This window comes from Streptomyces sp. URMC 126 (assembly GCF_051386555.1).
Taxonomy (GTDB): Bacteria; Actinomycetota; Actinomycetes; order Streptomycetales; family Streptomycetaceae; genus Streptomyces.
Map to the genome: position 1 here is coordinate 1 of NZ_JBPQTX010000205.1, position 13,117 is coordinate 13,117.

Annotated in this window: 10 protein-coding genes and 1 pseudogene; 4 read left to right on the plus strand and 7 right to left on the minus strand. The window is 73.0% G+C overall.

The window, feature by feature from the left end; genetic code table 11:
- The first annotated feature begins 131 nt into the window (after window positions 1-131).
- On the plus strand, window positions 132-1,139 hold the full coding sequence (locus tag ACSNOK_RS22590; protein ID WP_436782572.1) for a GntR family transcriptional regulator: 1,008 nt from the start codon (window positions 132-134) through the stop codon (window positions 1,137-1,139).
- 49 nt (window positions 1,140-1,188) lie between these two features.
- Here the strand turns inward: ACSNOK_RS22590 and ACSNOK_RS22595 are convergent, their stop codons facing one another.
- Both ACSNOK_RS22595 and ACSNOK_RS22600 read right to left on the minus strand, forming a co-directional pair.
- Window positions 1,189-1,716 carry a hypothetical protein gene (locus ACSNOK_RS22595; RefSeq protein ID WP_436782573.1) on the minus strand — a complete coding sequence of 176 codons (528 nt, stop codon included), beginning with the start codon at window positions 1,714-1,716 and terminating at the stop codon, window positions 1,189-1,191.
- An 81-nt stretch (window positions 1,717-1,797) separates the two neighbouring features.
- A complete protein-coding gene (locus ACSNOK_RS22600) occupies window positions 1,798-2,613 on the minus strand; it encodes a hypothetical protein (RefSeq protein ID WP_436782574.1) in 816 nt (271 codons plus the stop codon).
- 383 nt (window positions 2,614-2,996) lie between these two features.
- Here ACSNOK_RS22600 and ACSNOK_RS22605 point away from each other — a divergent pair, with 383 nt between their 5' ends.
- A complete protein-coding gene (locus tag ACSNOK_RS22605) occupies window positions 2,997-5,144 on the plus strand; it encodes a GTP-binding protein (protein WP_436782575.1) in 2,148 nt (715 codons plus the stop codon).
- Between the two features lie 183 nt (window positions 5,145-5,327).
- Here ACSNOK_RS22605 and ACSNOK_RS22610 read toward each other — a convergent pair whose 3' ends face one another.
- From ACSNOK_RS22610 to ACSNOK_RS22620, 3 genes and pseudogenes are all read right to left on the minus strand, one after another.
- Complete coding sequence (locus ACSNOK_RS22610; RefSeq protein WP_436782576.1) at window positions 5,328-6,209, minus strand: FG-GAP repeat domain-containing protein; 882 nt, start codon at window positions 6,207-6,209, stop codon at window positions 5,328-5,330.
- Between the two features lie 161 nt (window positions 6,210-6,370).
- Window positions 6,371-7,017 (minus strand): annotated as a pseudogene (locus ACSNOK_RS22615) (response regulator).
- Complete coding sequence (locus ACSNOK_RS22620; RefSeq protein WP_436782577.1) at window positions 7,002-8,222, minus strand: sensor histidine kinase; 1,221 nt, start codon at window positions 8,220-8,222, stop codon at window positions 7,002-7,004. The pseudogene ACSNOK_RS22615 and the gene ACSNOK_RS22620 overlap by 16 nt, the downstream one beginning before the upstream one ends.
- A gap of 108 nt (window positions 8,223-8,330) precedes the next feature.
- On the opposite strand from ACSNOK_RS22620, the gene ACSNOK_RS22625 reads away from it, so the two are divergent.
- The gene (locus tag ACSNOK_RS22625; protein ID WP_436782578.1) at window positions 8,331-9,098 is read left to right on the plus strand and encodes an ABC transporter ATP-binding protein; all 768 of its coding nucleotides are present in this window, start codon (window positions 8,331-8,333) and stop codon (window positions 9,096-9,098) included.
- Window positions 9,098-11,500, plus strand: a complete 2,403-nt coding sequence (locus tag ACSNOK_RS22630) for an FtsX-like permease family protein (protein WP_436782579.1) — start codon at window positions 9,098-9,100, stop codon at window positions 11,498-11,500. Before ACSNOK_RS22625 ends, ACSNOK_RS22630 begins: the two co-directional genes overlap by 1 nt.
- 91 nt (window positions 11,501-11,591) lie before the next feature.
- On the opposite strand, the gene ACSNOK_RS22635 is transcribed toward ACSNOK_RS22630, so the two are convergent.
- Together ACSNOK_RS22635 and ACSNOK_RS22640 are read right to left on the minus strand one after the other, a co-directional pair.
- On the minus strand, window positions 11,592-11,816 hold the full coding sequence (locus tag ACSNOK_RS22635; protein ID WP_436782580.1) for a DUF397 domain-containing protein: 225 nt from the start codon (window positions 11,814-11,816) through the stop codon (window positions 11,592-11,594).
- Window positions 11,813-12,640: a helix-turn-helix domain-containing protein gene (locus ACSNOK_RS22640; protein ID WP_436782581.1), complete on the minus strand. Its 828-nt coding sequence runs from the start codon at window positions 12,638-12,640 to the stop codon at window positions 11,813-11,815. The genes ACSNOK_RS22635 and ACSNOK_RS22640 overlap by 4 nt, the downstream gene beginning before the upstream one ends.
- Window positions 12,641-13,117 lie beyond the last annotated feature (477 nt).

The following is a 13,117-nucleotide window of genomic DNA, read 5'->3' on the forward strand; positions in this document are numbered from 1 at the left end:
CCGTGAGAGGGGGTCGTGGGAGGGGCCGTGAGGGAAAGGAGACCCGGGGAATCCCCTGCTTCGTGGCGATCGGGGTTTGAGTCGTCGCATCCTCCGCCTATGGTTCGAATGGAGACATAGGAGGACCTCTCATGGAGCAGGGCAGACCCCACCCGGCCGTGCCGCAGCCGCGGACCGGCGCGCCCGCCCGCGTACCGCCCGCCGACGGCGCCGGTGCGCGCGGCGAGCACGCTCACGCCGAGCACGGCCGTGGTGGGCACGGCCACGTCGAACACGGCCACGGCGGGCACCGGCAGGGCGAGTGCGGCCTGGGTGAGTTCGGGCTCGCCGGGCAGGGCTGTACCGGCCCCGGGCACGGCGGTCACGGCCACGCCCGCGGGGCCGGCGCGCCGGCGGCCGGCGTCGCCCGGCGGATGCCCACGCGCTACTCCGTACGCGGCCAGGTGCTCGACGCCCTGCGCAAGGCCCTGGTCAGCGGTGACCTGATACCCGGGGAGGTCTACTCGGGCCCGGTGCTGGCCGAGCGGTTCGGGGTCTCGGCGACGCCGGTGCGGGAGGCCATGCAGCAACTGGCCGCCGAGGGCGCGGTCGAGGCCGTGCCCAACCGCGGGTTCCGGGTCACCAGCCGGTCCGCCCGTGACCTGGCCGAACTCGCCGAGGTGCGTGGCATGTTGGAGGTGCCCGTCCTGCTCCGGCTGGCCCGTACGCTGCCCGCGTCACGCTGGCGCGAACTGCTGCCGCTCGCGGAGACGGCGGCGTCCGTCGCCCGGGCCGGCGACCGCGCCGCCTACGCCGAGGCCGACCGCGCCTTCCACCGGGCCCTGCTCGGGCTCGACGGCAACCGCCAGCTCGTCACCGTCGCCGACGAGCTCCACCGGCGCGCACAGTGGCCGACTCCCGACGGCCCGGCCCGGCACGCGGCGGAACTCGTCGCCGACGCCGCCGAGCACTTCGCGCTGCTCGACGCGCTCGCCGCCCGCGACCTGCCGGCCGTCGAAACGCTGGTGCGCGGCCATTACGCGGGGGGCCGGGCGACGGGGGGCCACGCATCGGGGGGCCGTGCGCCGGAGGACCACTCGACGGGCGGTCTTTCCACCGGCCGCGCCACCGGCTCCCGTTCGACGGGCGCGGCCGGCTGACCGCCGGGGCCGGCGGAGTGTTCCGAGCCCACGTGAGCGCCGGGCCCGCTCAGTGGCCGGCGGCCTTGACCAGGGCGACGGCGGTGCCGATCGCCGCGTCGGCCACCCCGGCGAGCAGGCCGAGGGCCGTGCCGGCGCCCATGCGGATGCCGCCGTACCAGCCCCACGCGAACAGCACCCCCACGCTCACGACGGCCGCGGCGAGCAGCGCCGTGTGCAGCGGCACCACCGCACAGGCGGACAGCCCGATGAGGAGCAGCGGTCCCACGGCGGACAGCAGCAGCGGGCTCGATACGAACAGCAGCTCCCGCGTCCGCTGCCGGCCGAGCCCGCGTGCGTGGACGACCCGGTACGCCTGGCTGTCCGCCACCAGGGACGCCAGCCACAGCCCCACGGCCGTGCCCGCGACCGACAGGGCGGCGCCCGCGGGCTCGACGTGTCCGGAGTACGCCAGGCCCACCACCACCGCGATCATGGTGATCGCCGCGTACAAACGCTCCTTCAGCCGGGGGGCCTCCAGGGCGGCGCGATCCGCGTCCGCCCCGGTCGGAGGGGGTGCCGGGGCCGTGTCGTCCATGCGGTCCACCGTAGGGCGGGCGTCCCCGGAGGCGAGCCCGCCCGTCCGGGGCGTCCCTCGCCCGGACCAGCTTCCGCGCGGTCAGCCGTCCGCCGTGTCCACGGGGTCGGCCGGGCGCGGGGGCAGTCGGTCCACCAGCCAGGAGGGGACCCCGCCCAGCAGCCGGACCAGCCGTCCCGCCTCCTCACGCAGCCGGGTCGCCCCGGCCGGGTCCGGGAGGACGGCGGCCAGTGAGACGAGGGCCGGTGCGATGCCCACCAGATAGCCGAGTTCCTCGCGGATGCGCAGCGACTCGGTGTAGCCGTGCAGGGCGTCGGCGGTGCGGCCGTCGTGCTCGGCCATGGCCGCCAAGTGCCGCCAGGTGAACGAGAGCAGCAGCTGGTGCCCGTGCTCGGTCGCGCCCGTGTGGGCCCGCCGGAAGGCGGCCGTGGCGTCGGAGGGGTTGTCCGAGAGGTGCTGGGCGATCAGGCCGCGGCGGAAGTCGAGCAGGGGACGGCCGGGGGAGCGGGGCGCGAGCAGGGCCGCCGCGCGCCCCAGAGCGGAACGTGCTTCGTCCGCCCGGTCACGTACCCCCAAAAGAGTGGACAGGTAGGCGAGATGACCGCGCTCGCACGCCGCCGCGCCGCGCTCCTCGTCGTCCGTGGCCAGCGCCTCCGCGCCGCGCAGCGCGTCCTCGGCGGCGCTCCACCCCTCCGCGGTGAACACACAGCGCTCGATCAGCACGGCGGTACGCCACCGGGCGGCGCCGGGATCGGTGGCCGCGCGAGGGGCGATCAGCTCGGCGGCGTCCTCCCAGCAGGCCCGTGAACGCAGCCGCCACACCGCGCGCTCCAGCGGTCCGTCCTGCGGACTCGGCCCCTGTGGTCCCCATGGTTCCGTCAAGCCAGAATTCCGCATGGCGGTCTCCGCCACAGTGCCCTCCCCAAGCGCGCCGTCGAGCTGGAAGCCAAGCCTGCTCCGATCACAGCACGGGGAACCGGGCCCGGCCAAGAGGTCGGTGTGAACCAATTCACAAAGCCAGGGGTGGACTTCGCCCGGAGGTACTGCGAAGATCCGCGACCCCGCCCCCGGGGGACCCGGTGACCAGCGCCTTCCCCCGCTCCTCCGGCACGCCGTTCGGGCGACGGGGCCGGAAAATCCCTCGCGCGCCACGCCTGCCGCTGGCACCATGGCCCGCGCCCACCCCATGTCGCACAAGGGAGACGACCGGACGATGCGCCAGGCCCTCGGAAACATCCAGCGCCCTGACCGGACGACCGTTCCCGAGGACTTCTCCCCTGATGCGCACTTCCACCACTCCGGCCACTCAGGCCACCCCGGCCGCTCAGGCCACGCGGGGCTTCCTGAACATCGGCATCCTGGCGCACGTCGACGCCGGTAAGACCAGCCTCACCGAGCGCCTGCTGTTCGACACCGGCGTCATCGACCGGCTCGGCAGCGTCGACGCCGGTACCACCCGCACCGACTCCGGCGAGATCGAACGCCGGCGCGGCATCACCATCCGCTCCGCCGTCGCCTCGTTCCCCCTCGACGGACTCCACGTCAACCTCATCGACACCCCCGGCCACAGCGACTTCATCGCCGAGGTGGAGCGCGCCCTCGGTGTGCTCGACGGCGCGGTGCTCGTCCTGTCCGCCGTCGAGGGAGTGCAGGCGCAGACGCGGGTGCTGATGAAGACCCTGCGCCGACTCGGCCTGCCCACCCTGGTGTTCGTCAACAAGATCGACCGGTCCGGGGCGTGCGAGGCCGAGACCCTGGCGGCCGTCCGGACGCGGCTCACACCGCGCATCGTCCCCATGAACACCGTGCACGCCATCGGCACCCGCGACGCCCGGACGCTCTCCGGCTCCTTCGACGACCCGGCCTTCCGCGAGCGCGTCGCCGAAGCCCTGGCGGAAGACGACGACGGCCTCCTCGCCGATCTCGTCGAGGACCGGATCCCCGACGCCGGACGCCTCCGGGCCGGCCTCGCCGACCGTACGGCCCGCGGCCTGCTGCACCCCCTCTACTTCGGCTCCGCCCACTCCGGGCAAGGCGTGCCGGACCTCCTCGACGGCATCGCCCGCTGGCTCCCGGGCCGGGTCACCCCGATGCCGGCAACGTCCGCCCCTTCCCCACCGACTTCACCCATCACCTCCTCCACCACCACAAGCACCGACGCCGCTGCTTCCGCTACTTCCTCCGCCGCCACTCCGGCCGCCGCCGCCGAGCCGACCCCGCCCGTCGGCACCGTGTTCGCGGTCGAGCGAGGCGCGAACGGGGAGAAGACCGCCTACCTCCGCCTCTTCTCAGGGACCTTGGACCGCCGCGACCGCGTCACCCTGCACCGGCACGGCCCCGACGGCAGCGTCGGCGAACTCACCGGCCGCGTCACGGCCTTGGAGGTCGTCGGAGCGCCGCCCGGCACCGCTCACCGGCTCACTCCCGGCGGGATCGCCCGGCTCCGCGGCCTGCCCGGCGTCCGCGTCGGCGACCGGCTGGGCCCCCTCCCGGGACCCGGCGACGAGGACGCGGCACCGCGGTTCGCCCCGCCGAGCTTGGAGACCGTCGTCCGGCCCCGGCGCCCGGAGGACGCTCCGCGCCTCTACGCCGCGCTGGCCGCCCTCGCCGACCAGGACCCGCTGATCGGCACCCGCCCCCTGCCGGACGGCGCCGGCATCTCCGTCCTGCTCTACGGCGAGGTGCAGAAGGAGATCATCGCCGCCACCCTCGCCGAGGAATTCGGGGTCGACGCCGTCTTCGAGGAGAGCCGCACCGTCTTCCGCGAACGTCCGTCCGGAAGCGGCGCCGCCTACGAGGGCATCGACCGCCACCGGACGCCCGCCTTCTGGGCGACCATCGGCCTCCGGGTCGACCCCGGCGCGCCCGGCTCCGGCGTCGTCTTCCGCCGGGAGACGGAACTCGGGGCGATCCCCCTCGGCTTCGACCGCGCCATCGAGGACACCGCCCGCCGCACCCTCCGCCAGGGCCTGTACGGCTGGCCGGTCACCGACTGCGTCGTCACCCTCACCCACTCCGGCTACGCCAGCCCGGTGAGCACCGGGACGGACTTCCGCTCACTGACCCCCCTCGTCCTGATGCGCGCCCTCGCCGAGGCCGGCACCCGGGTGTACGAGCCGTGCCACGCCTACGAGATGGAGGTGCCCGCCGACGCGCTGAGCGCCGCGACGGGTCTCCTCGCCGAGCAGGGGGCCCGGATCACGGACACCGCCCCCGGCCACGGGGCATGGGTGATCAAGGGGACCGTCCCCGTGCGGCGGGTGGCGGCGGTGGAACGGCGCCTCCCGGCGCTGACCCGGGGCGAGGGGCTCTGGTGGTCGGCGCCCGCCGACGACCTGCCCTGCCCCGGCACCCCGCCGGTCCGGGACCGGACGGACGGCGACCCGCTCAACCGTGCCGCGTACCTGCGGCACTTGGGCCGCGGCTGAGAACCGGAAGCCGAGCGGAGGGAGGGGCGGGGGCGGTGCCGGCGTTCCCTCCCGACGCACGCCGGCACCGACTGACCGACCACCGGGCCGTCCGCCCGGCAGTGCATCCGCCCGTCCGCCCGTCCGTCCCTCCCCCTTCCCTGCTCGTGGGGCAGTAGAGAATCCGGTCAGCAGAGGATCCGGTCAGTAGAGGATCCGGTACTGGTTCCAGCCCGAGTTGCCTATCTTCTCCTTGGCCGCGAAGGGCGCGGACGCCTTGCCCGTGCCCTTGTAGCGCCACAGCGCCCCGGCCTTGTCGCGGGCCAGCAGGTCCGTACGCCCGTCGTAGTCCGTGTCGCCGGCCCCGTGCAGCAGGTTGAACTGGTTCCAGCCCCCGCCGATCTTCGTCCGCCCCTGGAACGGCTTGGCCCAGTCGCCCGTGCCCTTGTAGAGCCAGAGCACCCCGGACTTGTCACGGGCGACGATGTCCGTCTTCCCGTCGCCCGTCAGGTCGCCCTTGCCGGTGATCTGCGTGTACTGCCCCCAGCCGGGGCCGACCTTCTTCTTGCCGGTGAGCGAGCCGTCGGCCTTGGCGAGGTAGAGCCAGAGCACCCCCTGCCTGTCCCGCACCAGGATGTCGGGCTGCTTCGCCCCGCCCAGGTTTCCCGGCGAGAAGAACGTGTCGTAGTCACCCCACCCGGAGGCCACCTGACGCTCCACCGCGTCCACCGGCTTGGCGTAGATCACCTTGTGGTCGGCGGTGAGGTAGTAGGCGTCCCCGTCGTAGTAGTTGTCCCCGTCGCTGTCGACCTGCGTCGCCGCGCGCAGTGCCGGCAGGTCGAGGAGGCCCTCGATGCGGCGCTCCAGCTTGCCCTCCACGCCCCACATGTACGTGTAGTCCTTGCCCGCCCCGTCGATCACCTCCAAGGGGAAGTGCGGCGCGTCACCGGGCAGTGCCCGCGCCGCCTTCTGACGGGCCGCCATGGCGGCCCGCCCCGGGCCTTCATCGGCCACGGCGGCGCCCGCGGCGGTCACGACGAGTGCCGCGGCGGCAGCCGCGGCGGCGATGCGAGGGATTCGGTTCACGTCTCAATCTCCGTATCGGCTGGTGAACTGGTCGTAGCAGCAAGAGTGCCTGACGCGTGGTCACACTCTTGTGTACCCCCAGAGCATTTCACAGAAACAGAGACTGTCAACCGAGTTCACAGGAATTTCGTGCGTCGAGCGGAGCGGAGCCGCAAGACCCGTCACGCCCGCAGGAAGGCGAGGACCGCCAGCACCCGCCGGTGGCCCTCGGTGTCCACCGGCAGGTCCAGCTTGTTGAAGATGTTGCCGATGTGCTTGTTCACGGCCGCCTCGCTGATGAACAGGTGCGCCGCGAGCCCGGCGTTGGAGCGGCCCTCCGCGATCAGCCCGAGTACCTCGCGCTCCCGGGCGCTCAGCCGCTCCAGCGGGTCCTGGCGCAGCCGGACCAGCTGGTGGATCACTTCCGGGTCCACCACGGTCCCCCCGCCGACGACCCTCTCGATCGCGGCCGTGAAGTCGGCCACCGCGCCCACCCGTTCCTTGAGCAGGTAGCCCACCCCGGCCCCGCCGCCCGAGTCCAGCAGGCGCAGCGCGTAGGAACGCTCCACGTACTGACTGAGGACGAGACGGGAAGCCCGGGGAACTCCTCGCGCAGCCGCACCGCGGACCGCAGCCCGTCGTCGCGGAGCGACGGGGGCATCCGTACGTCGGTGACGATCAGGTCGGGTCGCTCGGCGCGTACCGCCTCGACCAGCGTGTCGGCGTCGCCGACCGCCGCCACCACCTCGTGCCCGACTCGTTCGAGCAGCCCGACCAGACCCTCGCGCAACAGCACGGCGTCCTCGGCCACGATCAGGCGAAGCGACACGGGACCTCCATGTGCAGCAGGGTGGGGCCGCCGGCCGGGCTCGACACCCGGATCCGGCCGTCGAGCGCCGCGAGCCGGTCCGCGAGTCCGGTCACCCCGGTGCCCGCCTCGGGATCGACGCCCCCGTGCCCGTCGTCCGTGATGTCGAGGATCAGCAGATCGGCATGGCAGTGACCGCGTACCCGGGCGCTGGTGGCCCCGCTGTGCTTGGCGATGTTCGTCATGGCCTCGTTGATCAGGTAGTACATCGTCGTCTCGACCTTCCTGGGCAGCCGCTCGGGCAGCCGCAGGTCCACGGTCACGGGGATCGGGAACCGGCCGGCGTAGTCCTCGATCGCCGCGACCAGCCCGTGATCGGCGAGCACCGGTGGGTTGAGCCCGCGGATCAGGGTCCGCAGCTCCTGATGGGCGCTGGAGAGCTGCTGCTCCGCCTGGGTCAGCAGCTCGGCCTGCGGGGAGTCCGCGGCGACCTCAAGACGCATGAGCCCCAAGGTCATTCCGAGCGAGACGAGCCGCTGCTGTGCCCCGTCGTGCAGGTCGCGCTCCAGACGGACCCGCTCGGCGTCGAAGGAGTCGAGCAGCCGCGACTGCGAGGCGCGCACCTCGCGCAGCTCCTCCCCGAGCTCCTTGTCGCGCGGGGCGAGGAAGGTACGGGACATGGCCGCCCGCGCGCCCGCCCAGGACGTCACCGTGTAGGGCGAGGCGAGCAGCACGATCGCCCCGAACACCGTCCAGGGCCAGGTCCGGCCGTCCGTCGAGGCGAACGTCACGGCGGGTACACCGAAGGAGAAGCCGAGCACCAGCAGATCCAGCCACCACAGCGCCGCCGCCGACAGCAGCGTGAACATCAACTCCCGCCAGGTCGCCTGCTCCTTGAGCCGGGTGGCCGCCCAGGCGCGCAGGCCGGGGGCGTCCGGGGCCCGGTGCGGGTCGGGCAGCGGGTCCAGGTCCACCAGGCGCAGCCGGCGGCGTTCCACGGTGGCCACCACGGTCGAGGCCAGCACCAGGCCGACCAGAGGCGCGACGCCGATCAGCACGACGAGCAGGGCGATCCCCGCGGCCAGACCCAGGGCGAAGACGAGCACGGCCGCGGCGCCGACCACGACGCCACCGCTCAGATACGCCAACGACCGCCAGGGCCAGCCGGATGTCAGGAAGCCCAACGGGCGCCGGGCCATGGCTTGCCAGGCGGTTGTGGGAGGCATGGGGTCACCGTAGCCCGGCCGTCCGCGCGCCGCGGTATAGCCGGCTCTACCTTCGGAGTAGAGCGGGGATCAGTGCGGCGTCCGCCCCCTGGGCGGTGCAATCGGCGCATGACGACAATGAGGCCAACTCCCGTACAGAACGCGGTCGAACTCCACGACGTGCGCAAAATCCACGGCGTCGGCGGGCGCCGGGTGACCGCGCTGGACGGTGTCTCCATCGGCTTCCCGCGCGGCTCCTTCACCGCCGTCATGGGCCCCTCCGGCTCCGGGAAGTCGACACTGCTCCAGTGCGCGGCCGGACTCGAGCGGCCGACCGGCGGCCGGATCGTCCTCGCCGGCGTGGACATCGGCCGGCAGAGCGAGAGGCGGCGCACACAACTCCGCCGGGACCACGTCGGGTTCGTCTTCCAGGCCTTCAACCTGGTCGAATCCCTGACGGCGGCACAGAACGTCGAACTGCCGTCCCGGTTCGCCGGCCGCAAGGCGGGCCGGGAGCGGGTCGCGGACGCACTCGCGGCGGTCGGCCTCGCCGGGCGCGCCGGGCACCGCCCCAGCGAGCTCTCCGGCGGTCAGCAACAGCGCGTCGCCCTCGCCCGTGCCCTCGTCACCCGCCCCGACGTCCTCTTCGCGGACGAGCCCACCGGCGCCCTGGACACCGCCACCTCCCGCGAGGTGCTCCGGATGATGCGCATGCTCGTCGACCGGGAGGGCCAGACCACCGTGATGGTCACGCACGACCCGGCGGCGGCGTCCGTGGCCGACGTCGTGGTCTTCCTCGCGGACGGGCGGATCGCCGGCCGCCTCCCGCGCGACCGTCGCTCCGACGGCGACCTCGCCGCCGCCATCGCCGGCCGCATGGCCCGGCTGGGGGCCTGATGCCCATCCTCGCGAACGTCCGCGAACGCTGGTCCGGCTTCCTGGGAACCTTCCTCGCCGTCCTGGTCGGTGCCGCCCTGATCACGACCACCCTGGTCCTGTACGACTCCGCCCGGCCCGAGGTCCGGCCCCGCTACGCCGGTACCGCCGCCCTGGCGCTGCCCCGGCAGGCCGTCGACACCGACGGCAGCCCCAAGGACCGGATGCCGTGGAGCGAGGCCGAGGCCCAGCCGCCGGCGGCCGGGCCGGCCGAGATCCCGGGCGTGGCCCACGCCATCGTGGACCGCTCCTTCTACGCCCAGGCGATCAAGGACGGCGAGCCGGTCACCGACGAGGCCGCCCTGGAGGCCGGACACGGCTGGGGCAGCGTGCGCATGGCGCCCTACAGGCCGGCCTCCGGCCGCGCTCCGGACACCGCGAACGAGGTCGTGGTGGACCGCGCCCTGGGCGTGCCCGCGGGCAGCGACCTGACCGTCAACCTCAGCGAGGGCCGCAAGCGGTTCACCGTCGTCGGCACCGTCGACGGCCCCGGCTACTACTTCAGCGAGACCTTCGCCGCGCGGCAGCAACCAGGCGTCCAGGCCATCGCGCTGGTCGCCGAAGAAGGAGCCGACACCGGCGAGATCGTCACCGCCGCGAAGAAGGTACTCGGTGACGAGGGCGACGTGCTCTCCGGCGACGGCCGGGCCGAGCCGCAACCGGAGTACGTCCAGCACCGGCGCTTCCTGGGAACGCAGTTGATCGGCGCCATGGCCGGTCTCGGCTTGTTCACCACGGTGTTCGTGGTCGCCTCCACGCTGGTTCTGACCACCGGTACGCGGCGCCGCGAGATCGGGCTGCTGCGCACCCTCGGCGCCACCCCTCACCAGGTCAAGCGCATGATCATCGGGGAGGCCGCCGTGGTCGGCCTGCTCGGCTCGACCGCCGGCTGCGCGGCCGGCGTGGCCGCCACGCCATTGTTGCGCTCCGTCCTCGACGGCCTGGACGTCATCCCGCCGGACATGGACGTCACCGTCCGGGCCTGGCCGTTGCTCACGGCCTCCCTGATCGGGGTCGGTGTCAGCGTGATCGGCGCCTGGGCCGCCGGCCGCAAGGCCGCCCGGGTCGCCCCCGTCGAGGCGCTCGTGGCCGGCCGCCCGGCCGGCCAGGGCATGGGGTACGGCCGTTGGGTCGCCGGCCTCGGCGGCCTCGCCGTAGGTGTACTCCTCGCCGTCGGCGCCGCCGCCTCCACCGCCGACGGCCGCGTCAACATGGCGATCTTCGCCACCATGGCGCTGATCGTCGCGGCCGCTCTGCTGACCCCCGCGTTCATCGGGCCCGTCGGCCGGCTCCTGACCGCCCCGTTCCGGCGCGGCGGCGGCGCGGGCCCGGTCCTCGTCCGGGCGGAGCTGGTCGCCAACCCGCGCCGTGCCGCCTCCCTGGTGGCCCCCGTGATCGCCGCCGTCGGGTTCGCGGTGCTGCTCAGCGGCATGGTGGAGACCATGCGGGCGGCCTACCCGGCGGGCGAGGCCCTGAAGCTCGCCGGCCAGACGATCGTCACTCCGCACGGCACACCCGGGAACACCGAGGAGGTCGTCGCGGCCAACCCTGTGGGAAAGGCCGCCCTGCCGACCCGTGCGTTCGTCCTGAAAGGCGCGAGTGAGCGGGCCGGGAGTACGGCCGGCGCCACCGTCCTGGACGTCCTGGGCAGCCGGGACCCGCGCTGGAACAAGCCCGGAGAGGCCGTCCTCGGCGAGCGCACCGCCGGGAAACTGGGCCTGGAGAACGGCCAGAAGGTCTCGGTCCGGTTCGCCGACGGCGCCGTCGTCACCCTGCGCGTCGGAGCGGTCCTGGCCGACGACCCGGCCCGCGGCGATTTCGTGGTCGCCCGCGGCCTGGTCCGGACCCATGACCCGGCCGCCCTCACTGACGACATCTTCGTTCCCCATGGCGCCAAGGCCACCGACTCCGTGCCCGGCACCGCGCTGCACGACGCCGCCGAGTACGCGCTGGCCGACTACGACACCGACGCCAGGCTCACCGACAGCCTCGCCTCCATGCTCATCGTGCTCGCCGTCGGCTACAGCGTCATCGCCGTGGCCAACAGCATGGCCATCGCGGCCCACGACCGCCGCCGGGACTACGAGGTGCTGAAGTCCGTCGGCGGCACCGCCCGCCGGTTGCCGCTGATCTCGGCGGGCGAGACCGCCCTGCTCGTCGCCGTCGGCGCCGCGCTCGGCGTGCTGGTGACGCTCGCCCCCCTGACAGGCATGGCGGCCGGTCTCTCCGAGGCCACCTCATCCGACATGAGCCTGCACCTGAACACCGGCGCCATCGCGACCGCCGTCGCCGCCACCCTGCTCACGGCCGTGGCGGCCGGGGTCGCGGTCACCGCGAAGACGGTGCGGAGGAAGGCGGCGTAAGGGATGGGGAGCCCCCCGCGCTCTTGGCCGTTCCGGCCTTTATGGAGCCTGTAGAGGCTTTACCGGCGCCCCCCGAACGTGGTCGTTCGGTTCAACGGCTCCCTTGACCGGCGTGCTTCAGGCCGCTGACGAACGCGTGCCAGGCTGCTGTGGGGAAGGTGAGCGTTCGGCCTTCCCGGGTGCGTTTGCTGTCCCGTATGGGGACGAGGCCCGTGGGCGCTCTTTCGGGCGCCCACTCAAGGCACATACCGCCTTCACCGCTGCTGTAGCTGGACTTGACCCAGTTCGCTCCCGGGGATTCAGGGCTGCTGGTCATCGTGAGAACTCCTCCATCGCCTTGCGTAGTTCGGTCAACGACTTCTCAGGGGAGAGGGCATCCGCCCTAAGGCGATCGTAGAGTTCGCGCGCTCGGGCGACCTTGTCGGGTGCGTCCACCACGCGTCCCATCCCTTGAGCCTCGGTGTACAGGACATCGGGCGTGTCCTGAAGCTTCAGCAGCGTGAAACTCTCGCCGGTCGGAGGCGCACCCGTGGTGTAGGGAAGCACCTGCAGGGTGACGTGGGGAGTCTGTGCCACGGAGAGCAGGTGGCGCGCCTCTTCGCGCATGACGGCCGGCCCGCCGACCAGGCGCCGCAGGCACGACTCGTCCAGGATCACCCACAACAGCGGGGGATGGGGGCGTGCCAGTACGTCGATGCGGCACAGCCGTGCGGCGACCTTCTCGGCCGTCTCCTCCGGCTCGTCGCGCGGGTACGCCGCACGGAAGAGCGCTTGGGCGTAACCGGAGGTCTGCAGCATTCCCGTGACGAGATAGGAACTGAAATCCAGGATCTCCGTAGCCTGCGCCTCAAGTTCCAGATACGGGATGAACCACTCGGGATGCCCCCGCCGGGAAGCCTCTTCCCACCGCCGGACGAACGTCCCCGGCGTGCCGAAAGTGCCGTCGCAGTAGACCGCGAAATGCCGTGAACCGATGCGTTCACCGTTCTCGATCATGGAAACGTACGACTGGCCGTAGTGGCAGTCCGCGCCCAGTTCGCTCTGGCTCATGCCGCGCAGCACTCGCCACTCTCGTACCTCTGTTCCATAATCGTTCGTCGAACTCCCGGGCGGCTTGGCCACGCTCAACGTCCCTTTCATCACGCCGCAGTTGTGATGCCTCCAACACTGTCGTCGCGGACGTCCGTCGGCAAGTCTGGACCGCACGGTTGATGCCCGCCCGCGTGGGGCGGGACACGTGGAGGTTCGAACGCGATGTCGGGAACAGCAGGGGTGCCGGTGCGGTGTGCGACGTGTCGGCGGATCAAGGCCGTTCACGCGAGAGCGGCGGCGGCGCGGCGTACCGCGGTGGTGGAGCGGCTGATGTGGCTGATGGGGCGGCATCTGCGGCGGGAGCACGCATGAGGCGCCGGCCGGTGATTCCGCTTCCGCACAGTTCCGGTCCGCCGATGTGGAAGGACGACCGGTGTCCTGTCTGCCTGCGGCTGCACGACGGTATGACGGAGGCCGCGAGGAGCGGGGACGAGCGGGCGCGGGCGCTGTTCCGGGACGCGCTCATACGGCATCGTAAGTTGCGGCACGTTTCCTGAGGGGCGGACGGGGCGGACGGGGGATGTC